The sequence below is a fragment of the Propioniciclava sp. LT432 genome, from assembly GCF_059515965.1.
Window position 1 is genome coordinate 14,955 of record NZ_JCAKNE010000029.1, and the last position, 23,003, is coordinate 37,957.

Consider the following 23,003-nt stretch of genomic DNA (forward strand, 5'->3'; position numbering starts at 1 on the left):
GAGACCTCAGCCTAGTTCAGTCAGGTGTGCCCAGCCGAGGACAGTACGAGTGATGCAGGTGTGCATCACTCGCCCAGTCCCGCGATCACCCTCGGCAGGCCGGACGCCGCGAACTCGTCGGGTGTGTGCGGGCCGGGCAGCGCGGACGCCGCGCGGGCCTGGAGCGCCGCCGCGACGGCGCCGGCCCGCAGGGCCGGCACACGCGCGGCCAGCAGGGCTCCCGCGATGCCGGCGAGCACGTCCCCCGAACCGGCGACCGCCGTCCAGGCCGGTCCGGCCGCGACGACGAGGGCTTCCCCCTCGGGTGCGACGCAGTACTGGGTCGCCCCCTTCAACAGCACGCAGGCACCGAGGGCCCGGGCGGCCTCGGACGCGTACCGCAGCGGCTCCGCCTCGACCGCGTCACGCCCGACCTCGAGCAGTCGGGCAAGCTCACCGGCGTGCGGGGTCGCGAGCGAACCAGCCGGCAGGGGGGCGTCGAGCCCGCCCACGGTGTCGAGGGCGCCGGCGTCCACCACCACCGGGACGCCGTCGGCCACCCGGCGGGCCAGGCGTGGGCCGTCCGCTCCCGGCCAGCCGGAACCGACCACCCAGGCCTGGACCCGTCCGGGGTCGTCGACGTCCAGGGGGGCGACCACCGACGGGAAGGCCCTCAGCACGGCGTCCCGGGCGGGACCCACGAAGCGCACCATGCCGGCCCCCGCGTGCAGGGCACCGGAGACGCCCAGCACGGCGGCGCCGGGGTAGGCGTCCGTGCCGGTGTCGAGGCCGACGACCCCGCGCGCGTACTTGTCCGAGCGGACGGTGGGCCACGGGTACCAGGCCCGCAGGTCGTCCTGTGTGACCAGCGACACGTTCGACGCGGGCGCGGCCACGCCGATGTCCACGAGGTCCACCCGCCCACACCGGGACGCCGCGGGTTCGGCCACGTGGGCCAGCTTTCGGGCGATGAACGTGACGGTGACGTCCGCCCGGAACGACTCGTGCCGCACGCTCGAGTCGGCGACCAGCCCGCTGGGGATGTCCACGGACACCACCGGTACCCCGTCGTCGGAGCAGGCCCGCGCCAACGCAGCCACGGCGTCCGGGAGCCCGGGGCGTCCGCCGAGGCCGGCGAAGCCGTCGAGGACCACCCCGACGCTGCTGACGTGCGTGAGCGCACCCGCGGCGTCCACCACGACGGCACCGGACGCCAGCGCCGCGGCCAGGCCGTCGGGGTGCGTGCGATCCAGCACCGGCCAGACCCACAGGGGAACCGGGCGTCCCAGGAGTTCGCGCAACTCGGCCGCCGCGAACAACGCATCACCGGCGTTGTTTCCCGGACCGGCGACGACGAGCACGCCCGGGAGATCCTGCCCCCGGAGCACCTCGGCGGCAGCCGCGGCGACGGCGTCCGCGGCCCTGCCCATCAGGTCGCCCGCCGGGTGCGCGACGAACCACGCCTGTTCCGCGTCGCGGATGGACTGGGCAGAGGCGATGGGCTCCATGCGGTCCAACCTAGCCTCAGGGCACCACGGCCCTCAGCGTAGGATCGCCGCGTTCAGCCAGGACTCCTCGACGCCCAGGCCCTCCACGAGCTCCAGCGCCTTGCCGCGCAGGTCGAGGCACAAGGCGTCCACGGCCACGGTGATCGCCTTGGACCGGCCGCCGTCGAAGCGCTCGTGCTCCAGGAACCAACCGCGGTTCTCCTCGATCGTGGCCAGCGCGTAGAGGTCGCAGACCTTGTTCAGGATCGACGCGATGTAGGGGTCGTCGCACGCGTCGATGCCCGCGATGAACGCCTCGAGCACGATGCGGTCGGTGTGGGCCCGGGCGGCGGCCACCATGTGCGACTGGCAGGCGTTGGTCGCCGCGAACACGTCGGACGCCCGCGCCGCGGCCCGCATGCGCTTGGCCAGGCCCTCGACCGTGTGCTTCTCGCGGTCCTCGAACATCTGGATGTGCCAGGCCCGCGAACCGACGTCCTTGACGTTGCCGCCGGACATGATCCGGTCGATCACCGCACGGGCGGTCGTCCGCTCCAGGAAGGTCTCGCCGAGCAGGCGCGCGGTCGCCTGGGCGGTTCCCCGCATGTCGAGGTCGCCCCAGGTCTTCTTGTAGTCCAGGAGCAGCGCCTTGGCGACCAACTGCAGCAACACGGTGTTGTCGCCCTCGAAGGTGGCGAACACGTCCGCGTCCTGGCGCAGCAGCGTCAGCCCGTTCTCGCTCATGTAGCCCGCTCCGCCGCACGCCTCGCGCGCCACCTGGATCGTGTCGTTGGCCCAGCGGGTCAGCAGGGCCTTCATGCCCGCGGCACGGGTCTCCAGCTCGCGGGCGGCGACGGGGTCGGAACCCGCGGCGTCCGTGACGCGCTGGAGCTGCAGGGCCAGCTCGTTCATCGCGAAGCCGTAGGCGTACGCCCTGGCGATGTTGGGCAGCAGCTTGCGCTGGTGAACCTGGTAGTCGAGCAGGAGGATCTCCTCGCCGAGGTCCGGCAGCCGGAACTGAGTGCGCCTCAGCGCGTGCCGCGTCGCGATCGAGAGCGCCTTGCGCGTGGCGGACGCCGCGCCGCCGCCGACGCAGATCCGCCCGCGGACGAGCGTGCCCAGCATCGTGAAGAAGCGCGCGTTCTTGGACTCGATCGGCGAGTGGTAGGTGCCGTCCGCGTCCACGCCGCCGAACCGGTCGAGCAGGTGCCGGCGCGGGACGCGGACGTGGTCGAAGGAGATCGTCCCGTTGTCGACGCCGAGCAGCCCGCCCTTGTGGCCCTGGTCGCCGAGGGTGACGCCGGGGACGGGGGAGAGGTCCTCGTCGCGGATGCGCACCACGACCACGTGGACGCCCTGGTTCTCGCCCCCCACGAGCAACTGGCCGAACACCGCGGCCCACTTGCCGTGCAGGGCCGCGTTGCCGATGTAGGCCTTCGTCGCGCCCGGTGTGGGGGAGTGCACCTCGAACTCGCCGCTCTCGGGGAGCCACGTGATGGTGGTCTCGATCGACTGGACGTCCGAGCCGTGGCCCAACTCCGTCATCGCGAAGCAGCCGGTCATCTCGGCGGTGATCGTGCCCGGCAGGAAGGTCTCGTGGTGCCACTGGGTGCCCAGGTTCGTGATCGCGCCGCCCCACAGCCCGTGCTGGACGCCGGACTTGATGGCCAGCGACAGGTCGCCCATGGCCAGCATCTCGAAGTGGGCCACGGACTCGGCCTGCGTACCGTGTCCGCCCTGGGCCTCGGGGAAGCCGGCGATCGCGAACTCGCGGGCGGCCAGGTCCACGAGCTTGTCGAGGGCCCACTGGCGGGCCGTCGGGATGTCCCACGTCGGCTCGCGGACGACGTCCTCGGGGCCGACCTCCTCACGCCAGCGCATCTTGATGTGGTGGAACGGCCCGTCGAGGGCCCGGCGCAGGGCCTCGCCGGTGGCGGTGGTCGGTCGGGTACGGGCGGGAGCTTCGGCGGTCATGTGGACGTCCTTGTCTGTGCTGCGAATGCGGGTTCCATGAAGCGGTTGATGTGGGCCACCACGTCGGCGCGGGGCCGACGCAGGTCGGTGAGGATCCAGCGATCGGCGACGGCCCAGATGAAGCCGACGGCACCGTGTCCCCAGATGTTGGCCGGGTCGGGGTCGACGCCCTCGGCCTCCAGCCAGCGCCGGAACGACGCCGACACCTCGTCGCCGATCCGGTTCGTGATCCCGAGCACGGGATCGGGGGAGTCGCCGGGCCGGTTGGCCACGAACCGGTAGATCTCCCCGTCCGCCTCGACGACGGCCAGGTAGGCGTCGGCGAGTTCGCCGACCAGGCGCGCCGGTGGCAGGTCGGCCGCGAGCGGCCCGGTCAGGTTGCCCAGGATGAAGTTCTGCACCGACTCGACCACCGCCGCGTACAGGCCGGATCGGTCACCGAAGTGTCGGTACAGGACGGTCTTGGACGTGCCGGCCATCGCGGCCACCTCGTCCATACCGACGCCGTGGCCGTGGCGCCGGATCGCGCGCAGGGCCGCCTCGACCAGCTCCCGCCGGCGTTCGGCGTTGTGCTGGGCCCAGCGGGTGGAGCGACCGTCCACGGATGTTGTCATGCACCGAGGGTATCCGAAACTTGGTGTACCTGCTACCTTGGGTGTCGAACACTTTTCACGTTCGCCAGCCGAGGAGAATCACCCATGGTCCAGTCCCCAGACGCGCAGCAGCGCAGCGCCGTCGTCGTCGGCGGCAACCGGACGCCGTTCGTCAAGACGGGCGGGGCGTACGCCCAGGCGTCCAATCAGGACATGCTGACCGCCGCGATCGACGGGCTCGTCGCCCGCTTCGGGCTGGCCGGCCAGAAGGTGGACGAGGTCGTCGCCGGCGCGGTGCTCAAGCACACCCGCGACTTCAACCTCACCCGCGAAGCCGTCCTGGGTTCGGCGCTCGACCACCACACCCCGGCGTGCGACCTGCAGCAGGCGTGCGGCACCGGGCTGGAGGCCGTCATCTACGTGTCGAACAAGATCCGCCTCGGGCAGGCGAGGGTCGCCATCGCGGGCGGCGTCGACTCGGCCTCGGACGCCCCGATCGTCGTCAAGGAGGGCCTGCGCCACGCGCTGTTGAAGGCGTCGCGCGCCCGCAAGCCGTTGGATCGCATCAAGGCCTTCGCGGGGGTCCGTCCCGCCGACCTCGCGCCGGTGCCGCCGGCCGTCATCGAGCCCCGCACCGGCTTGACGATGGGCGAGTCGCAGGCGCTCACCACGGCCGGCTGGGGCATCAGCCGTGAGGCGCAGGACGAGCTGACCCTCGCCTCGCACCACAACCTCGCCCGGGCGTGGGATTCCGGCTTCTTCGACGACCTCGTCACCCCCTACCTGAAGGTCACGAAGGACTCGGTGCTGCGGCCCAGCACTTCGCTGGAGGCGCTCGCCAAGCTGCGTCCGGTCTTCGGCGGGCCTGACGGCACGATGACCGCCGGCAACTCGACCGCGCTCACCGACGGCGCGGCCGTGGTGCTCATCGCCGAGGAGGAGTACGCCCGCGAGCAGCACTGGCCCGTGCTGGCGCGCATCGTCGACTCCCAGGTCGCAGCGCAGGACTACACCACCGGCAAGGAGGACCTCCTGCTCGCCGGCGCCACCGCGATCAAGGAACTGTTGGCGCGCAACGGCCTGACGCTGGACGACTTCACGTTCATCGAGATCCACGAGGCGTTCGCCTCGACCGTGCTCGCCACCCTGGCCGCCCTGGAGAAGAACGGCACCGGCACAGTCGACCGCGCCAAGCTCAACGTCAACGGGTCCTCGCTCGCCGCCGGCCACCCCTTCGCCGCCACCGGCGGGCGGATCGTGGCCACGCTGGCCAAGATGCTCGCCGAGAAGGGTGCGGGTGCGAAGGGCCTGATCTCCATCTGCGCCGCCGGCGGGATGGCCGTGACGGCGATCCTGGAAGCGGTGTGATGTCCCTCCTCGAGACCCTGCTGACCTCACCGCTCGGCAAGAAGGTCACCACCGCGGCGGGCCTCGCCGAGCCGCCGGTCCTCCGCCGCGGACGCGTCCTGCCCGCCGGACCGGTGGCGTTGGCGTCCCTGCCGGGGGGTGGGGTCGCCGCCGCCGTGCTGGACGCGCTGGGCATCACGCCCGTCGAGGCCCTGGTCGACGTCCCCGACACCCGGACGCCCGATGACAAGGGGCGTCCGCAGCCGCCGCGGTACTCCCCGCGCCCCGGCGCCCTGGTCATCGACGCCACCGGCCTGCGCACCATCACCGACCTGGAGCTCGTGCGGCAGGTGCTGCGTCCGGTGATGAAGGGCCTGGAGAACTCCGGGCGAGTGATCTTCCTGGCGACGGAGGCGGATGCCGTCGACGGCGTGGAGGCCAAGGCGGTCGCCCAGGCGCTGGACGGCATCATGCGCACGGTCGGCAAGGAACTGCGCGGAGGAGCGACGGCCAACCTCGTGGTCCTCGCCGACGGCGTCCACGCGGCCGACCTGCTCTCGACGGTCTCCTTCCTGCTCGAGGGACGTTCGGCGTTCGTCTCGGGGCAGGTGTGGCGGGTGGCCCCGAGCAGGGCGCCCCACCAGGCACTGTCCGACCGTCCCTTCGAGGGACGCATCGTCGTCGTCACCGGGGCCGCCCGGGGCATCGGCGCGGCGATCGCCCGCACCTTCCACCGGGACGGCGCCTCGCTCGTCCTGGTGGACGTCCCCGCTGCGGGTGACGCGCTCGCCGCCATCGCGAACGAGCAGCGCGGCTCAGCCCTGCAGGTGGACATCACCCACCCGGACGCCGGCGTCCGGATCGTCGAGCACGTCGCCCGCCTGCACGGGCCGGACGCACAGATCCACGCGATGATCCACAACGCCGGCATCACCCGCGACAAGATGCTCGCGAACCTCGACGAGAAGCTGTGGGCGTCGGTGCTGGACGTCAACCTGGCCGCCGAGATGCGCATCAACCAGGTGCTGCTGCGCGGTGGACCCGGGGCGCTGGCGTCCGACGGTCGCATCGTCGGCATCGCCTCGACGTCCGGATGGGCGGGCAACAAGGGGCAGGCGAACTACGCGGCGTCCAAGGCCGGCGTGATGGGTCTGGTTCGGGCGATGCGGGACGAGCTCGGCGACCGTCAGGTCACCGCCAACGGCGTCGCTCCCGGCTTCATCGAGACCGACATGACGGCGGCCATCCCCTACGTGCAGCGCGAGGTCTTCCGGCGGGTGAACTCGCTCTCCCAGGGCGGCCAGCCCGTCGACGTCGCCGAGACGATCGCCTACCTGTGCGAACCGGCTTCCGGCGGGGTGGACGGCCAGGTCATCCGCGTCTGCGGCCAGAACATGGTCGGACGCTGACATGGCAGACCTCGTCTTCGCCGAGTTGCCCGCCGTCGGTCCGCTGCTCGCGCGGGGTGTCGCCGGGTCGATCGGGGCCGGACGCCGGCCCCGCCCCCTCCCGGGGCGCGCGGCCATCGTGGCCTCGCACCACCAGGACGTCGCCCGCCTGGCCGCCTACGCGCGGGTGTGCGGCTTCACGCTGCGCGACCACGTCCCGCCGACGTGGCTGCACGTGCTGACCTTCCCCCTCCAGATGGCGCTGATGGCCGAGCGCGACTTCCCCTACGCGCTCGCCGGATTCGTGCACGCGTCGAACTCGATGACCCTGCACCGCCCCGTGGCGGTGGATGAGGACCTCGCGCTGGTGGTGCGGGCCGGCAATGCCCGTGCCCACCGCCGCGGCGCGCTGTTCGACCTGGTGGGTGAGGTCCGCGGACGCGGTGGCGAGGTCGTCTGGAAGGGAACCAGTTCCTACCTGGCGCCGGGAGCGAAGGTGGCCGGAGCCGCGGACGAGGCCACCCGGGCGTCCGAGGAGACATCAGTGGCTTCCGCATCCCGGCTCGATGCACGCCCCAGCCAGCAGTGGCGTCTGCCCGCTGACCTCGGACGTCGGTACGCGGCGGTCTCAGGGGATGTGAACCCGATCCACCTGAGTGCGCTCACCGCGCGGTTGTTCGGCTTCAAGCGTCCGATCGTCCACGGCATGTGGACGCACGCCCGCGCCCTCGCGGCGCTGGAGTCCCGGCTGCCCGCGGCTTACACGGTGGACGTGGACTTCAAGCGTCCGATCCTGTTGCCCGCCACGGTGGGCTTCACCACGGACGGGACGTCCTTCGCAGTCCAGAACCGCGAGGGCAAGCCCTACCTGACCGGCGGGGTCACCGCCCAGGGCTGACGCCGTGCGCACCAGGCGCGTCGCGCCAGGCAACCGGGAGGCCGGCGGAGTGGCCCGCCACTGCATCGGCGATGGCCCGGGCGCGGTCCCGGATGGAGTCCGGTAGGGCTGCGGCGGCTGCCGCAAAGGCGTCCGGGACGCGTTGGCGCAGGTCCCGGACCCTCTCGACGCCGGCCTCGGCCGACAGTCCCAGCCGTCGGGCCACCTTGGCCCAGTCCGACTCGGTGACGTGCTTCATGACCCAGTGGTCACCCACCTTCATGGCGGACGCGGCGGGCGTGTCGAAGGTGTAGGGGGCGGCCGACGCGACGTCGTAGAGCGGGGCGATCTGGGCGCGATCCCCGGCGAGGAGCACCGAGTAGTTCTTGGCGTGGGCGTCCGTGCCGCCCGTGAGCACGTTGAAGGCGAGCCCGTCGAAGAAGCTCCACCGGGCTCGCTCCCTGTCCCTCAGGTCGAACTGGGTGAGGAGGTCGGCGATCTCTCCCACGCCCGGGCCGCCGTCGCCCTGGTACTTCTGGGTGGGATGGACGGCCAGCGCTTGGCACAGGTCCTCCTGGTGGACGCGCCGGAGGTGCCCATCGGGTCCGACGGCCCGGTCGTAGCGGGTCGAGACGACCGCTTGCAGGTCTCCCGATTCGATGATCTCGACCGCCGCCGCGGGCAGTCCGAGGAGCCGGGAGGCCCGGAGGCAGAGGGCCTCGTTGATGTGGTGATCCGCCAGACCTCGGATGGCCGGCTTGACGATGTGCGTGGTGGGGGTCGCGTCCTTGGGGATGCCCCAGCGCTGGGTGCCGGGGTCTCGGTGCAGTGCCATCTTCGGCTGTGCCCCGGCGAGGCTCCAGCGGCCGGCGTGCCGGCCGGGGTTCCAGTCGGCTCCGTGCTCGGCCAACTCGGCGAGCATGGCGAGGAAGTCGGAGGTCGACAGCCACTCCACGTCGCCCCGGCGGGTGGCGGCGTCGTCGGAGGCCTGCCCGGGCGGGAGGATCTGGACGGCTCCCGCCGCGTCCCGCCCCACGTGTCGGAGGAGGGCGAACGGGTTGTTGGCCGACACCCCGTACTGGCGGGCCCAGCGCTCGCGTACCTGCTGGTTGTCGGGCAGGAGGCCGTCCAGCCAGGACCGCACCACCTTGTTGCCGTGCCGCGCGGCGGCCAGGGGCATGGACAGCGACAGGGCCGTCGGGTTGGCCGAGCCGAGGTGGCCGTCGTCGTACTCGAAGCCGAGCGCACCGCGGGCGGTTTGGGTGAACGTGCCCACAGACGTTCCGTCGAGGTACACGCGCAGTTCCTGGGTCACGGTGACACGCCCCCGAAGACGTCGGCGAAGGGGTCGTCATCGTCGACAACAGGTTCTTGGCGGTGCGGGCTCGCCGTCAGGGGGGTACCCAGTGCCACCAACGCATCCAGGACCCGCTGCGCCTCGAGCCGCGGCGCGCCCTGCTCGAGGCGCACCACCCAGGCCCGGGTCACGTTCAGCCGCTCGGCCAGTTGGGCCTGCGTGAGGCCCTGCTGCCGACGTTGGTCGCGGACGTGCAGGCCGACGTCCCGCATGGTCCTCAGTTCCACGCCAACTCCTCGATGTCGTCGTTCGCGAACATCTGCGAATGTATCAGCTCGATGACATTGAGGGAAGTCATCGAACGGTGACACCGGGGCAGCGACAGCGTCGGAGCCCGCCACTAGCATGAACGTCGTGAACGAGCGTCTCTTCGGCTACAGCTTCGCCGGCATCCACCCGCTCTATGTGCAGAAGGTCCAAAAGAAGGGCCGCACGGTGGAGGAGCTCAACGAGGTCCTCGAGTGGTTGACCGGCTACGACGAGGCCGGTCTGGCCCAAGCGATCGCGGACGGGCGCGACCTGCGGACGTTCTTCGCCCGGGCTCCCGTGATGAACCCGAACGCCACCCTGATCACCGGCGTGATCTGCGGCATCCGGGTGGAGGACATCGAGGATCCGCTCGTCCAGCAGATCCGCTGGATGGACAAGGTCGTCGACGAACTCGCCCGGGGAAGGGCGGTCGAGAAGATCAAGCGTTCCGCGTGATGCGCCGCATCATCCACACCGGCCAGGCGCTCGTGGACGCCACCGCCATGGTCTCCGGCCTGCCGCGCCGCGGGCAGAACGTCATGGCGGAGGACTGGAACCAGCACGCCGGGGGAGCGGTGAACATCCTCGCCGCCGCGGCCCGTTCGGGCGCCGCCTGCATCCACGCGGGCGCGATCGGCACCGGCCCCAACGGCGACCTGATCCGCCGGGTGCTCCAGACCGAGGGTGTGGCGTGGTCGGCCCCGGCCGTCCCGGACGCCGACACGGCACTCTGCGTCGTCCTCGTCGAACCCAGCGCCGAGCGCACGTTCGTGACCACCCTCGGCGCTGAGCGTCGCCTGAGCTTGGATCTCCTCGCCCTGAGCGACCCGCGCCCCGGTGACCTGGTCTGCCTGACGGGCTACTCGCTCGAAATCGAGACCACCCGCGACCCGCTGTTGGCCTGGCTTCCCACGCTCCCCAGCGGCGTCGAGGTGGTCCTCGACCCGGGCGCGGCGTTCGCGACCCTGCCCGCCGACGTGCGCGACGCCGCCTTGCGGCACACCACGATCTGGACGTCCAACCAGGAGGAGGCCGACCACTTCCTCGCCGCCATCGGCCGCCCTCGCGCGGAACACCCCGGCACGCCGATGGCTGACGCCGCGGACGCGCTGGCCCAGGCCCTGCCGGGGATCGCGATCGTCGTCCGGGACGGACGCCACGGGTGCGCGGTGAGCGTGGCGGGGGAGACGGTCGACGTGCCGGGCTTCCCGCAGGAGCCGGTCGACACCAACGGCGCCGGTGACGCGCACACGGGCGTCCTGGTGGCCGAGTTGGCCCGCGGGACGGGATGGGTCGAGGCCTGCCGCCGCGCGAACGTCGCCGGTGCGGTCACCGTGACCCGGCGGGGTCCGGCCACCGCACCCACGGCGTCCGAGATCGACGTGTTCCTGTCGATGGAGGCTACGCCTCGGGGCTGAGGCCCGGCTCGGTGGCCAGCCCCGAACAGGACGTCGCCCTCGCGCGGTCGTCCAGCATGCGCTGGGCGGTCGCGGCATCGACCCGGGGGATGCCCGAGTCGGCGATGCTCAACGGCGTCCAGGCGTCCCGCACGACGACCGGGCCGGGGGCGGGGCGCCCCGACGCCAGCGCCCGGCGCTTCTCAGCCACCCGGGCCTTGTCGACCTCGACCGTCAGGATGCCGGTCGATCTCCCAGCGAAGGTCGCGTTCCTGAACCACACGAAGTTGCCCAACCCGTAGCCGACGTAGGTGCGGCCCAGCCAACCGCTGCCCATCACCCGGTGGCTGTGGCCTCCGGCGACGACGTCGGCGCCGGCGTTGGACAACTGCCGGGCGAGGTCCGCCTGCTTGTCCGTGGGGCAGGTCTCCTTCTCCTGGCCCCAGTGGGGGATGACGGCCACGACGTCGTACCGCGTGGCGGCATCGCGCACCGCCGTCAGGATCCGGTCGGCGTCCTCCGCGGCTGCCACGCCGGCCTTCTGGTCGCGGGCCGCGAAGTAGACGGTGGTGTGGTCCCGGAGCTGCGACGCGGCCAGGACCGCCACCGAGACGCCGTCGACGGTGAAGACGGCCGGGGCGAAGGCCTCGGTGGCGTCCGCCCCGATCCCCACCACGGCGAGGGGTGCCTCGGCCTTCGCCGCCAGCGTGTCGGCCAAGCCGGCCTTGCCCAAGTCCACGGCATGGTTGTTGGCCATCGACACGACGTCCACCCCGGCGCGGGACAACGTGGTGAGGGCGGATGCCGGCGTTCGGAACGTGAAGTCCTTGCCGGCCATGCGCGTCCCGCCGGTGGTGATGGCGCTCTCCAGGTTGACGATGGTCACGTCGGATGCCGAGAGGAGGGGCGCCAGCGCGGCCAGGCCGTCCGGGTCCTTCGCGATGCCGGCGAGTTGCTTCTCGAAGTGGACGTCGCCGGCGAACGAGAGGGTCACCGGGTCGTCACCGACGATGCGCTCGCCGGGCAAGGCGGGCTCCGGGATCGGAGCGGGGCCGCCCGTGCCTCCGGTCGTCACGGCGTCCACGGCCAGGGCGAGGACGCCCACGGTGCCGGCAGTGGCGAGGGCGCGCATGAGGAAGGTGGGGGCCATGGTCATCTCCTTGCGCGACAGGCTAACCCGGCGTGGTCGTGGCCGCGGGCGGCGCGCCGCGTGCCAGACTGCAGGAATGACCGCCTCACAGCCGGCATCGCAGCCGGGAAGCAGCTTCGACGCGGCGACGAAGAGCCGCCTGATCGAGACCAACGGCATCGACATCATCGACGAGTCGGAGCGCACGGCCAAGCCCCGTGACCTGTTCTGGCCGTGGTTCGCCGCCAACGTGTCGGTGTTCGGCATGAGCTACGCCGCGTTCATCTACGGCTTCGGCGTCTCCTTCGCCCAGGCCCTCCTGGTCGCCCTGATCGGCATCCCGATCTCGTTCGCGCTCTGCGGCATCATCGCCATCGCGGGCAAGCGGGGGTCGGTGCCCACGATGGTGCTCAGCCGGGCGGCGTTCGGCGTCCACGGCCAGAAGCTGCCGGGCATCGTGAGTTGGTTCCTGTCGATCGGCTGGGAGACGTTCCTCGCCATCATGGCCGTGTTCGCCACCGCGACAGTGTTCGACATCCTGGGCATCGGCGGCGGCACCATGACGAAGGTGTTCGCCGCAGTCGGGGTCGCCGCGCTGATCGTCGTCGCCTCCGTGCTGGGTTACCACACGATCATGAAACTGCAGTCGGTCCTGACGTGGATCACCGGCGCCATCACGCTCGTCTACATGGCCCTGACCATCCAGCACATCAACTGGCCGGCGGTGCAGGGGATCGAGCCCGGTTCGGTCGGGGCGGTGCTCGGCGCGCTCACGATGGTCATGACCGGGTTCGGCCTGGGCTGGATCAACATCGCCGCCGACTGGTCGCGCTACCAGCACCGGGACGCCTCCAACGGCGCCATCATCTTCTGGAACACCCTCGGCGGCTCGATCGCCCCGGTGATCCTGGTCATCTACGGCCTGCTGCTCGCCGGCTCGGACCAGACCCTGGCCGACGGCATCGTCCAGGACCCCATCGGCACGCTCGCGACGATCCTGCCGATCTGGGTCCTGATCCCGTTCTGGATCACCGCCGTGCTGGCCCTCGTGTCGGGCGCCGTGCTCGGCATCTACTCCTCGGGCCTGACCCTGCTGAGCCTGGGCATCAAGATCCCCCGCCCGGCCGCGGCGGGCATCGACGGGATCATCCTCACGCTGGGCACCATCTGGGTCGTGTTCTTCGCCGAGAACTTCCTCGGTCCCTTCCAGAGCTTCCTGCTGATCCTGGGCGTCCCGATGGCGTCCTGGGCGGGCATCCTCATCGCCGACATCGTGACGCGCAAGCGGCCCTACGACGAGCTCGCCCTGTTCGACGCGTCCGGTCGCTACCGGGCCTTCGACTGGGTCTCGATCGGCACCATGGTCGTCGCCACCCTGATCGGCTGGGGCCTGGTGATCAACCAGTTCGCCGGCGACGCCCCCTGGGCCAGCTGGCAGGGTTACCTGTTGGAGCCCTTGGGCCTGGGCACGCGCAGCATCGTCGACGGCGTCGAGACCTGGGACGGCACCTGGCCCTGGGCCAACCTCGGCGTCCTCATCGCCCTGGTCGGCAGCTTCCTCGTGACGCTGGTCGCCCGCCGGGGCACCATCGCGCGGCAGGAGGAGCGCCGTGCCTGACGTGGACCGCCCCTGGCTGGTGGTCATCGACCCGCAGCGCATCTTCGCCGACCCGGCGTCCGACTGGGGTTCCCCCATGTGGCCGGACGCGCTGCGCCGCATCCGGGACCTCCTGCCGCGCTTCCGGGGACGGACGATCATCACGCGCTGGGTGCCGCCCGCGGCGTCCGGACGCGTGGGGTCCTGGCAGGCCTACATGGAGGCGTGGCCATGCGCGGACCGTCCCGCCGACGACCCGTACTTCGACCTCGTCGACGACCTCGCCGACGTCGACGCGCTGGTCCTGGACGCCCCGACGTTCGGCAAGTGGGACGTCCTGGCGCCCGTGGTCGGCGAGGCCGCCGAGCTGGTCGTCACGGGCGTCTCGACGGACTGCTGCGTGATCTCGACCGTCCTCCCCGCCGCGGACGCCGGCGCGACACTCACCGTCGTGACGGACGCCTGTGCCGGTTCCACCCCGGAGAACCATGCCGCCGCGGTGACCGTGATGGGGCTCTACCCACCCCAGGTCACCCTGCGGACCACGGACGAGATCCTGGCCACCCCGGCACTCCGGACACCCTGAGAAACACCGCTTGCAGGCGGCGTCCGCCGCGGAAGCCGGGGCGTCACCCATCTGGGCAGATCGCGCCTGGTCGGTACGACCTCGTGTCGTGGTGCCATTGTGGAGGCGCGCCTTCGACCCTAGGGTGCTGGGTGAGGCCCACACGCCTCGCGGCCCCGAACCCACTGGGTGACCGCCGACGTGCCAACGGGGCAAGGACGCCCCCGAAGAGGGAGAACCGTGACCAAACGACGCACCCTGCGCCTCGCCGCCCTCCTGGCGGCCACGGCGCTCGCCCTGGCCGGCTGCGCGCCGGGCCAGCCCGCCAGCCAAGCACCGGGGACGGCACCGACGGCCGCGCCCGGTGCCCCCCGCGAACTCACCTACGTCTACTTCACCGACGGTCCCGACGAGGCCGCCACCCGTGAGCTCATCACGAAGTTCGAAGCCGAGAAGAACGCCAAGGTCACCCTCGAGGTCGTCCCGTACGCCAACCTCGAGCAGACCCTGCAGGCCCGCCTGGCCGGCAACAACGCCCCCGACGTCGCGCGGGTCGCCGGGCTCGGACCTTGGATGGAGGACCTCGCCGACCTCAGCTCCGCCAACGCCGACCTCGACGGCCAGTTCCTCAAGGGCAGCGACCCGTTCACCCACGACGACTCGGGCAAACCCATCGCCGTCTTCAGCGACCTGACGATGAACGGCCCTCTGGTGAATGTCGACCTCTTCGAGAAGGCCGGGGTGAAGTACCCCAAGCTGGGCGAGAAGTGGACGTGGGACGAGATGGTCGCCGCCGCCAAGCAGGTCAAGCAGAGCCAGGGCACCGAGTACGGCATCGCCATCGACATCTCGGCGCACCGCCTCTCGACGATGTTCAGCCAGTACGGCACGACGCTGTTCGCCGGCGACGGCACGGAGCCCAACTGGGACGTCGCCAAGGGCGCCCAGGCGATCGAGACCTTCGTCCAGCTCAACAACGACGGGGTCATGCCGAAGGACGTCTTCCTTCAGGCCGGCTCGAAGTACGCCGCACCGGTCGACGTGTTCCTCGCGCAGCAGGTTCCGGTTTACATCTCCGGCAACTGGCAGGTCGCCTCGCTCTCCCAGAAGGCGAACTTCACGTGGGCGGCCGCGCCGAACCCGTGTGCCGGGCGGTGTGGTGGATTCCCCGGTGGCAAGTTCATGATCGCCTTCCAGCAGGGCAAGAACGTGCCGCTGGCCGCCGAGTTCATCGCCTTCATGAACAGCGCCGAGGCGCAGACCCACATGGCCGTCAAGGCCAACTTCCTGCCCACCCGCAACGACCTCATCTCCGAGGGCATCGAGTACACCAACCGCGGTGACGACATGAAGGTGTTCCTCGCCGACGTCGCCCTGACCCCCGAGGACACCTACCCGGCCAACTTCTCGCCGTTCTTCGGCGCGACCGGTCGCGAGGTGATCGCCGAGGTCGGGCAGGTCATGCAGGGCGGCAAGACCGCGCAGCAGGCGTCCGAGGCCATCGACGCGGCCGTGAAGAAGAATGCCGCGGGCTGACGCGGCCGAGTCGGCGGCGGCGGCTCCCACCCGGAGCCGCCGCCGCTGGTTCACGCCCATCCGCGTCGCGCCCTACCTCTTCGTGCTGCCGAACATGATCGTGTTCGGGCTGTTCACCATCTGGCCCGCGATCAACATGTTCAACATCTCGCTCTACGACTCCACGAACGGGCGTACGTTCCGCTGGGTCGGCATGGCGAACTACGCCGAGATCACCTCCAACGACGCGTTCATCCGGGCGTTCACCTCGACGCTGGTCTTCACCGTGGCGTTCGTCGTGCTGACCACGGTCCTGGCGACGGGCTACGCCGTCCTGCTCAACCAGGCGTTCCGCGGACGGAGCTTCTTCCGGGCCGTCCTGTTCCTGCCCAGCCTGCTCTCGGCGGTCGTCGTGGGCCTGCTCTGGGGTTGGATCCTGGACCGCACCAATGGCCTGCTGAACGTCACCCTCGGTGCGCTGGGCCTGGGCCAGCCCGGTTGGTTGATCGACGGGCGGCTCGCGATGCTCGTCATCATCTTCGTCGGCCTGTGGATCCACGTGGGCTTCTACACCCTCATCATGCTGGCCGGGCTGCAAGGCATCGACCCGGCGGTCTACGAGGCCGCGGCCATCGACGGGGCCAGCCCCCGGCAGCAGTTCATCACCATGACCTGGCCCCTGCTGCGTCCGACGACGCTGGTCGTGGTCATCCTGTCCACGATCTCGGGCTTCCAGTCGTTCGACTTCATCTGGACCCTCACTGGCGGCGGCCCCGTCGGCGCCACGACGCTCATGGTCCAGTACATCTACGAGCGCGCCTTCCAGTCGCCGATCCGCTACGGGCTGGCATCGGCCGGCGGCGTCGTCCTGTTCCTCTGCGTCTTCGCCTTCACGCTCCTGAACTACCTCAACGGACGCCGCCAGGAGGCCGCATGAGCGCCTCGAGGTGGACCTCCACCGGCCGGACGCCGACGCTCGGCCTGGTCATCCGCTACACCATCCTCACCGCCACGGCGCTGGTCGTGCTCATCCCGCTGGTCTGGACGCTGTTGTCCAGCTTCAAGACCGAGCTGGAACTGGCGGCGCGCCCACCGCGTCCGTTGCCCGCCCAGTGGAACCTCGACAACTACACCGGCGCCCTGGAGAGCTTCGCCTTCGGCACCTACCTGATGAACTCCACGATCGTCACCGTCGCGGCGACGGTCCTGACGCTGGTCATCAACACGATGTGCGCGTACGGCCTGGCCAAGTACAACTTCCGGGGCCGGAACTTCCTCTTCCTCCTGGTGCTGGCCACGATCATGGTGCCGCTGCAGGTCATCCTGATCTCGGTCTACCAGGTGGCCGCCCAACTCGGGCTGGTGAACACCCTGCTCGGCATGATCATCCCCCCGGCCGCGACGCCGACGGGCGTGTTCCTGCTGCGGCAGTACATGCTCGGGATCCCCGACGAGCTGATCGAGGCGGCCCGCATCGACGGGGCGGGGGAGTTCCGGACGTTCCTGCGCGTCGTCGTCCCGCTGTGCGGGGCGCCCATCGCGGTGGTGACGATCTTCTCGATCATGTGGCGGTGGAACGACTTCCTCTGGCCGCTGATCATCGCCCAGGACCAGAGCAAGTACACCCTGCCGGTGGCACTGGCCCAGTTCAACAGCCAACTGGTGGTGCCGTTCAACTACATCCTCGCCATGTCGGTGGTGTCGATGCTGCCGGTCATCATCATGTTCCTGTTCCTGCAGCGCTACATCGTGCTGGGCATCGCCAACAGCGGCCTCAAGTAGCAGCGGCCACTTGGCGGCCGCCTCACGTAGCAGCCGTCTCACGTAGCAGCCGCCTCACGTGGCAGCCGCCTCACGTGGCAGCCGCCTCACGTGGCAGCGGGCCACGCAGAGTAGGATTCCGCCGTGAACCAGCCCAGCAACGAGATCCAGCACGCCCCGGTCCTCGTCGTCGACTTCGGTGCCCAGTACGCGCAGCTGATCGCGCGGCGCGTCCGCGAGGCCAAGGTCTACTCCGAGATCGTGCCGCACACGGTGTCGGTGGACGCCATCGCGGCACGTCGTCCGGCGGCGATCGTCCTGTCGGGAGGCCCGCAGTCGGTGTACGCCGACGGGGCTCCCCAGGTGGATCCGGCGCTGTTCGACCTCGGCGTCCCGATCTTCGGCATCTGCTACGGGTTCCAGGCCATGGCATCGGCGCTGGGCGGGGAGGTCTCCCGCACCGGGCTGTCCGAGTTCGGCCGCACCCCGACGACGGTCGAGGCCCGCGGCGTCCTGCTGGAGAACCTGCCGGACCGGTTCTCGTCGTGGATGAGCCACGGCGACGCCGTCAAGGCCGCGCCCGAGGGCTTCCAGGTGCTGGCGCACACCGCGGGTGCCCCCGTCGCCGCGTTCGAGGACACCCAGCGCAGGCTCGCCGGCGTCCAGTGGCACCCCGAGGTGCTGCACAGCCAGCACGGCCAGCAGGTGCTCGCGCAGTTCCTCTACGGCATCGCCGGGCTCGAGCCCAACTGGACCGCCGCGAACATCGTCGACGAGCAGGTCGCGGCGATCCGCGCGCAGGTCGGCGACGCCAAGGTGCTGTGCGCCCTGTCCGGCGGCGTCGACTCCGCCGTCGCGGCGGCGCTGGTCCACAAGGCGATCGGCGACCAGCTCACCTGCGCGTTCGTCGACCACGGACTGCTCCGCAAGGGGGAGCGCGAGCAGGTGCGCGACGACTTCGTCCGCATCACCGGCATCAACCTCGTCGTGGCGGACGCCGAGGAGCAGTTCCTCACCGCGCTCGCCGGGGTCAGCGATCCCGAGACCAAGCGCAAGATCATCGGCCGCGAGTTCATCCGGGTCTTCGAGCAGACGGTCCGCGAGATCGACGAGGCCGAGGACATCCAGTTCCTCGTCCAGGGCACGCTCTACCCCGATGTCGTCGAGTCAGGCGGCGGCGAGGGCGCGGCGAACATCAAGTCCCACCACAACGTCGGCGGCCTGCCCGACGACCTCCAGTTCACGCTCATCGAGCCGCTGCGCACCCTGTTCAAGGACGAGGTCCGTGCGGTCGGCGAGGAGCTGGGCCTGCCCCACGAGATGGTGTGGCGCCACCCGTTCCCCGGCCCCGGCCTCGGCATCCGCATCGTCGGCGAGGTCACCAAGGAGCGCCTCGACCTGCTGCGCGAGGCGGACGCCATCGCCCGGGAGGAGTTGGCGGCGTCCGGCCACGAGCGGGAGGTCTGGCAGTTCCCCGTCGTCCTGCTCGCGGACGTCCGCAGCGTGGGCGTCCAGGGCGACGGACGGACCTACGGCCACCCCATCGTGCTGCGGCCCGTCTCGTCCGAGGACGCCATGACCGCCGACTGGTCGCGCCTGCCGTACGAGTTGCTGGAGAAGATCTCCACCCGCATCACCAACGAGGTGCGCGAGGTGAACCGCGTCGTGCTGGACGTCACGAGCAAGCCACCGGGCACCATCGAGTGGGAATGACGGCCGACCCGGCACCGGCCGGCCTGATCCAGGCCGTGCTGCCCGCCGGGACGGTCGGTGTCGAGGCGTTCGGGGACGCGGGTGCGGGCCCGCTGTTCCCCGCCGAGCGGGCGGCGGTGCGCCGCGCCGTGCCCGCGCGGGTGGCGGAGTACACCACCGTCCGCCACCTCGCACGGAGGGCGCTGGCCGACCTCGGTGTGGCTCCCGTCGCGATCCCGACCGACGCCGCGCGGGCTCCCGCGTGGCCCACTGGGGTGGTCGGCAGCCTGACCCACTGCGCCGGGTACCGGGCCGCCGCGGTCGCCCGCAGTGGCCATCTCGCCTCGCTGGGCATCGACGCCGAGCCCGACCTCCCGCTCCCGGACGGAACGCTCGAGGTCGTCGCCTCGGACGCTGAGCGCGCGGCCCTGGCCACCCTCCCGCCCGGACTCGCGTGGGACCGCCTGCTGTTCTCGGTCAAAGAGTCGGTCTTCAAGGCGTGGCATCCACTCATGCGCACGTGGCTCGGCTTCGAGGAGGCGGACGTGCGCCCCCACCCGGACGGCACGGCGTCCGTCCGGTTCCTGGGGCGGTCACTGGTCGTGGGCGGACGGTCCGTCGACGTCCTGACGGCGCGCTGGCACCGGGACCGGAACCTCCTCCTGACCTGCGTCAGCGTTCGGCCGTGAGGCGCTCCTGGACCTGCTTGCGCAGCACCTTGCCGAGCATCGACTTGGGCAGTTCGTCCACGTGGGCGAAGCTGCGGGGCACCTTGTAGGCGGCCAGCCGTTCCTTGGCCCAGGCGCGGATCCCGGCGACGTCCAGGTGCGCGCCCTCGCGCAGCACGACGGCCGCCGCGACCTGCTCGCCGGATTCGGTCTGCACCCCCACGACGGCCACGTCCTCGATGTCGGGGTGCTCGATGAGGACGTGCTCGACCTCCGACGGTGAGACGTTGAAGCCACCGGTGACGATGATCTCCTTCAGACGGTCGACGATCGTGGTGAAGCCGTCGGCGTCCGCCACCACCACGTCACCGGTGCGCAGCCAGCCGTCCGGGAGCAGCGCCTTCGTGGTCTCCTCGGGGGCGTTCCAGTAGCCCGAGAACACCTGCGGGCCCTTGAGCAGCAGTTCGCCCTCTTCGCCCCGGGCGACCTCACGGGTCGGGTCCTCGGGGTCCGTGACCTTCATCAGGGTCGAGGGGAACGGGACCCCGATCGTCCCGGTCTTGCGGGTCGGCCAGAAGGGGTTGCCCAGCGCCACGGGGGCGGTCTCGGTGAGGCCATAGCCCTCGACCAGCAGGCCGCCGGAGACGGACTCCCACAACTCCACGATCGGGTCGGTCAGCTTCATCGCGCCCGAGATGCAGAACTTCGCCGACTTCAGTGACACCTTGCGCTCGATCGCGCGCTTCGCGGTCTTCTCGTAGATCGGCGGGACCGCGCAGAACACCGTCACCGGGCGCTTCTTCGCCGCGTCCAGCACCAGGTCGACGTCGAAGGTCGGGAACAGGACGATCCGGGCCCGCTTCAGTATGCCGAACGTCAGGTAGAGCGTCATCCCGAACGCGTGGAACATCGGCAGCACCGCGTGGATGACCTCCTTCCCGTCACGCGCGTCCCTCATCCAGGCCGCACCCTGCAGCGCGTTGGCGTACAGGTTGCGGTGGGTGAGCATGGCCCCCTTGAACGCCCCGGTCGTGCCGGACGTGTACTGGATCACCGCCAGGTCGGACGCCGTGGGCTCGGCCCAGTTGCGCAGCGGCCTGTGGTCGAGCAACTTCTTCCAGGGCACGGTGCCCGGCGCCTTCGCGTGGAGGCGCTGGCGGGTGGCTACGAGCTTCGGGACCGGCAACCGCAGGACGAGGCGCTTCACGGTCGGGAACGCCTCGAGCAGGTTCACCGCGACCACGTGGTCGAGGGCCGGCAGCTTGGGGACCGCGACGTCCCAGGCGATGGCCACCTTGGCGCCGTGGTCGGCGAACATTGTGCCCAACTCGGCGGCGGTGTAGAGCGGGTTGTGCTCCACCACGACCGCGCCCAGGCGCAGGACCGCGTAGAACGCGACGACGTGCTGGGGCGAGTTCGGCAGGATGATGGCGACCCGGTCACCGGGGCCCACGCCGAGGGCGGCCAGGCCGGACGCCGCACGCTCCACCTGGTCGGCGAGGTCGCGGTAGCTGGTCTCCGCGCCGAAGAACTCCAGCGCGACGTGGCGGCCCCCCTTTCTGGTGGCGCGGGCAAACATCGCGGTCAGGGGCTCGTCGGGCAGGTCGATCTCGGCCGGGACCCCGGGCTGGTAGTTCTTCGTCCATGCGGGCTTGTTCACGGGCCCATTGTCCTCTCGGGCTTGCGGGAGCGGAGCGGCCCGATGACCTTCGGGACGCTCCGCTCCTCAAGGGAAGTCAGTGCTGGCGGTTGGAGCCGAACTGCTCCTTCAGGCTGTCGAGGCCGCTGCGGCCGGTGTTCTCCGCCGGCAGGAGGAGCCACAGGGCGACGTAGACCAGCCAGCCGAACTGCAGGAAGATCGCCGCGAGGACGAACAGGACCCGGAGCAGGTTCGAATCGATGTTGAACTGCTGGGCGAGGCCGCCGCAGACACCGGCGATGACCTTGTCGGAACTGCTGCGAACGAGTGCGGTGGACATGGGTTTCCTTTCATTGGGGGACTACGGAAATTCAGGGTTTGCCTCGAGAGGCGAGCAGGCCGACCAGGCCGACCACGACGAGGCCGGCGGGAGCGGCGATGGCGACCGTCGACCAGGCGACGGTGCCGAATGCCTCCCAGAGCCCCAGCCCGGCCACGGCGACGGCGACGAGGCCGACCACCAGGGCGAGGACGTCGGTGCGCGGCTTCACGGCAGCACCGTGACCTCTCCCAGGCCCACCTGGATCTCGATGGTCCGGGTGGGAGCGCTCGGGTCGTCGATGCGGGACCACGTGCGGCGCACCTCGAAGCCGTCGTCGGTGGAACCGTCGGGCATCGTGACGTCGCCGAGTTCGACGCCGGCGTTGACCACCACGTTGCCCTCGCGCGGCACGACGAGTCGGAGGTCGCCCAGGTCCAAGCGGTAGTGCAGTGTCTCCTCGGCGGCAGGGAGGCCGCTCAGGTCCACCACGTTCTCACCGATGGGGAGGGAGTGGACGCTCCCGGGCAGGGCGGCGACCCTCGGCTGGGCGAGTCCCGGCGCAGTCACGGGGACGGGGACGAGCAGGGGCAACGTCGCCAGCGCGACGACGACCGTGAGGGGCAGCAGAAGGATCGGGCGCCCCCAGGCGGCGCGGAGGGGGCGGGCCGACCAGACCAGGGCGAGCGCCAGCACGAGCAGCGTGCCCGACACCCAGGCGAGCGGTGACACGAGGACGTCGACCGCGGACGCGATCGCGAACCCTGACCACACGAGGCCCAAGGCCACGAGGATCTCCAACCAAGCGCGCGCCCCCCGGCGCCGTTTCGCCGGGGCACGGGCCGACAGGGGTCCCTCCTGGACGTGCGCCAGGGGGTCGGTGCGGGGGGAGTCGAGTTCGGGGACCCAGTCGGCGGGGCGTCCGGCCGCGAGGTTGTCGAGGCGGAGTTGCCACGCCTGGGCGGCGCGCTCGAAGGGGGTCGCGGGTGGTGGTGGGGGAGGGATCCACTGCGGATCCTGGGTCGAGTGCCGCCGGGCGAAGCCGAAGCGGAGGATGACCCAGGCGAGCGCCAGGATCATGAACGCGCCCGGCCCACTGCCGGAGACCAGGCCGCCCAAGGTCGCCGTGACGAGCACGACCGCCGTCACCATCCACGGCCAGGGCCACTTCCGGGTGAAGGGGAACCACTGTCGGATCAACGAGGGTTGGCCCGGTTCGGGGAGCAGCGCCCAGAGGGCGAAGTAGGCCGCGATCACGAAGCCGTTCGTCAGGATGCCCAGGACCACGAACGCGACCCGCACGATGAGGGGGTCGACCGACCACGCGTGCGCCAAGGCTGCACAGACGCCTGCGATCTTGGCGTCGGTGCGCTGGCGCACGGGGAGGTTGGGCATGTGTCCATTCTTCTCCGCAAGCGCGAGAAAACCCTCAGGGTTCACCCGATGGGCCCCCGGGCACCGGCCCCCGTA

The 23,003-nt window shown here is 71.0% G+C and carries 22 protein-coding genes; 12 read left to right on the forward strand and 10 right to left on the reverse strand.

The features are described 5' to 3' along the window. Positions 1-65 precede the first annotated feature (65 nt). From AC5YDV_RS15730 to AC5YDV_RS15740, 3 genes are read right to left on the reverse strand one after another with little or no spacing between them, the layout of a single operon-like run. Positions 66-1,487: a bifunctional ADP-dependent NAD(P)H-hydrate dehydratase/NAD(P)H-hydrate epimerase gene (locus tag AC5YDV_RS15730; protein ID WP_496182833.1), complete on the reverse strand. Its 1,422-nt coding sequence runs from the start codon at positions 1,485-1,487 to the stop codon at positions 66-68. A 33-nt stretch (positions 1,488-1,520) separates the two neighbouring features. After that, a complete protein-coding gene (locus AC5YDV_RS15735; protein WP_496182832.1) occupies positions 1,521-3,440 on the reverse strand; it encodes an acyl-CoA dehydrogenase family protein in 1,920 nt (639 codons plus the stop codon). Further along, a complete protein-coding gene (locus AC5YDV_RS15740) occupies positions 3,437-4,054 on the reverse strand; it encodes a TetR/AcrR family transcriptional regulator (protein WP_496182831.1) in 618 nt (205 codons plus the stop codon). The genes AC5YDV_RS15735 and AC5YDV_RS15740 overlap by 4 nt, the downstream gene beginning before the upstream one ends. Before the next feature lie 84 nt (positions 4,055-4,138). Here AC5YDV_RS15740 and AC5YDV_RS15745 point away from each other — a divergent pair, with 84 nt between their 5' ends. Genes AC5YDV_RS15745 through AC5YDV_RS15755 form a run of 3 tightly spaced genes read left to right on the forward strand, consistent with a single transcriptional unit; the run spans position 4,139 to position 7,666 of the window. Then, on the forward strand, positions 4,139-5,401 hold the full coding sequence (locus AC5YDV_RS15745; RefSeq protein WP_496182830.1) for an acetyl-CoA C-acetyltransferase: 1,263 nt from the start codon (positions 4,139-4,141) through the stop codon (positions 5,399-5,401). After that, the gene (locus AC5YDV_RS15750) at positions 5,401-6,789 is read left to right on the forward strand and encodes a 3-oxoacyl-ACP reductase (protein ID WP_496182829.1); all 1,389 of its coding nucleotides are present in this window, start codon (positions 5,401-5,403) and stop codon (positions 6,787-6,789) included. The genes AC5YDV_RS15745 and AC5YDV_RS15750 overlap by 1 nt, the downstream gene beginning before the upstream one ends. Position 6,790: 1 nt before the next feature. Continuing rightward, on the forward strand, positions 6,791-7,666 hold the full coding sequence (locus AC5YDV_RS15755) for a MaoC/PaaZ C-terminal domain-containing protein (protein WP_496182828.1): 876 nt from the start codon (positions 6,791-6,793) through the stop codon (positions 7,664-7,666). Here AC5YDV_RS15755 and AC5YDV_RS15760 read toward each other — a convergent pair. Both AC5YDV_RS15760 and AC5YDV_RS15765 read right to left on the reverse strand, forming a co-directional pair. Further along, positions 7,650-8,960 (reverse strand): type II toxin-antitoxin system HipA family toxin, encoded by a 1,311-nt coding sequence (locus AC5YDV_RS15760; RefSeq protein ID WP_496182827.1) that lies wholly within the window; start codon positions 8,958-8,960, stop codon positions 7,650-7,652. The two genes, AC5YDV_RS15755 and AC5YDV_RS15760, sit on opposite strands and share 17 nt — an antisense overlap. Then, a complete protein-coding gene (locus AC5YDV_RS15765; protein WP_496182826.1) occupies positions 8,957-9,229 on the reverse strand; it encodes a helix-turn-helix domain-containing protein in 273 nt (90 codons plus the stop codon). The genes AC5YDV_RS15760 and AC5YDV_RS15765 overlap by 4 nt, the downstream gene beginning before the upstream one ends. A 127-nt stretch (positions 9,230-9,356) precedes the next feature. On the opposite strand from AC5YDV_RS15765, the gene AC5YDV_RS15770 reads away from it, so the two are divergent. Next, the gene (locus AC5YDV_RS15770; protein WP_496182825.1) at positions 9,357-9,707 is read left to right on the forward strand and encodes a DUF2200 domain-containing protein; all 351 of its coding nucleotides are present in this window, start codon (positions 9,357-9,359) and stop codon (positions 9,705-9,707) included. Continuing rightward, positions 9,707-10,669, forward strand: a complete 963-nt coding sequence (locus AC5YDV_RS15775) for a PfkB family carbohydrate kinase (protein WP_496182824.1) — start codon at positions 9,707-9,709, stop codon at positions 10,667-10,669. Before AC5YDV_RS15770 ends, AC5YDV_RS15775 begins: the two co-directional genes overlap by 1 nt. Here AC5YDV_RS15775 and AC5YDV_RS15780 read toward each other — a convergent pair. Then, complete coding sequence (locus AC5YDV_RS15780; protein WP_496182823.1) at positions 10,653-11,798, reverse strand: CapA family protein; 1,146 nt, start codon at positions 11,796-11,798, stop codon at positions 10,653-10,655. The two genes, AC5YDV_RS15775 and AC5YDV_RS15780, sit on opposite strands and share 17 nt — an antisense overlap. A gap of 76 nt (positions 11,799-11,874) precedes the next feature. On the opposite strand from AC5YDV_RS15780, the gene AC5YDV_RS15785 reads away from it, so the two are divergent. From AC5YDV_RS15785 to AC5YDV_RS15815, 7 genes are all read left to right on the forward strand, one after another. Continuing rightward, positions 11,875-13,395 (forward strand): purine-cytosine permease family protein, encoded by a 1,521-nt coding sequence (locus tag AC5YDV_RS15785; protein WP_496182822.1) that lies wholly within the window; start codon positions 11,875-11,877, stop codon positions 13,393-13,395. 1 nt (position 13,396) lies between these two features. After that, positions 13,397-13,960, forward strand: coding sequence for a cysteine hydrolase family protein (locus AC5YDV_RS15790; RefSeq protein ID WP_496182897.1), 564 nt, complete (start codon positions 13,397-13,399; stop codon positions 13,958-13,960). A 219-nt stretch (positions 13,961-14,179) separates the two neighbouring features. Beyond that, positions 14,180-15,475, forward strand: a complete 1,296-nt coding sequence (locus tag AC5YDV_RS15795; protein WP_496182821.1) for an extracellular solute-binding protein — start codon at positions 14,180-14,182, stop codon at positions 15,473-15,475. Beyond that, the gene (locus AC5YDV_RS15800) at positions 15,462-16,391 is read left to right on the forward strand and encodes a carbohydrate ABC transporter permease (RefSeq protein WP_496182820.1); all 930 of its coding nucleotides are present in this window, start codon (positions 15,462-15,464) and stop codon (positions 16,389-16,391) included. The genes AC5YDV_RS15795 and AC5YDV_RS15800 overlap by 14 nt, the downstream gene beginning before the upstream one ends. Continuing rightward, positions 16,388-17,236: a carbohydrate ABC transporter permease gene (locus AC5YDV_RS15805; RefSeq protein ID WP_496182819.1), complete on the forward strand. Its 849-nt coding sequence runs from the start codon at positions 16,388-16,390 to the stop codon at positions 17,234-17,236. Before AC5YDV_RS15800 ends, AC5YDV_RS15805 begins: the two co-directional genes overlap by 4 nt. A gap of 144 nt (positions 17,237-17,380) precedes the next feature. Then, positions 17,381-18,928, forward strand: a complete 1,548-nt coding sequence (gene guaA / locus AC5YDV_RS15810; RefSeq protein ID WP_496182896.1) for a glutamine-hydrolyzing GMP synthase — start codon at positions 17,381-17,383, stop codon at positions 18,926-18,928. After that, positions 18,925-19,596: a 4'-phosphopantetheinyl transferase family protein gene (locus AC5YDV_RS15815; protein ID WP_496182818.1), complete on the forward strand. Its 672-nt coding sequence runs from the start codon at positions 18,925-18,927 to the stop codon at positions 19,594-19,596. The genes guaA and AC5YDV_RS15815 overlap by 4 nt, the downstream gene beginning before the upstream one ends. Here the strand turns inward: AC5YDV_RS15815 and AC5YDV_RS15820 are convergent. The 4 genes from AC5YDV_RS15820 to AC5YDV_RS15835 all read right to left on the reverse strand — a co-directional run bounded on the left by AC5YDV_RS15820 (position 19,580) and on the right by AC5YDV_RS15835 (position 22,928). After that, positions 19,580-21,235 carry a long-chain-fatty-acid--CoA ligase gene (locus AC5YDV_RS15820; protein ID WP_496182817.1) on the reverse strand — a complete coding sequence of 552 codons (1,656 nt, stop codon included), beginning with the start codon at positions 21,233-21,235 and terminating at the stop codon, positions 19,580-19,582. The two genes, AC5YDV_RS15815 and AC5YDV_RS15820, sit on opposite strands and share 17 nt — an antisense overlap. A 76-nt stretch (positions 21,236-21,311) precedes the next feature. Continuing rightward, a complete protein-coding gene (locus tag AC5YDV_RS15825; RefSeq protein WP_496182816.1) occupies positions 21,312-21,554 on the reverse strand; it encodes a PspC domain-containing protein in 243 nt (80 codons plus the stop codon). Between the two features lie 31 nt (positions 21,555-21,585). Continuing rightward, a complete protein-coding gene (locus AC5YDV_RS15830; protein ID WP_496182815.1) occupies positions 21,586-21,765 on the reverse strand; it encodes a hypothetical protein in 180 nt (59 codons plus the stop codon). Beyond that, complete coding sequence (locus AC5YDV_RS15835) at positions 21,762-22,928, reverse strand: PspC domain-containing protein (protein WP_496182814.1); 1,167 nt, start codon at positions 22,926-22,928, stop codon at positions 21,762-21,764. Before AC5YDV_RS15835 ends, AC5YDV_RS15830 begins: the two co-directional genes overlap by 4 nt. Positions 22,929-23,003: the final 75 nt, after the last annotated feature.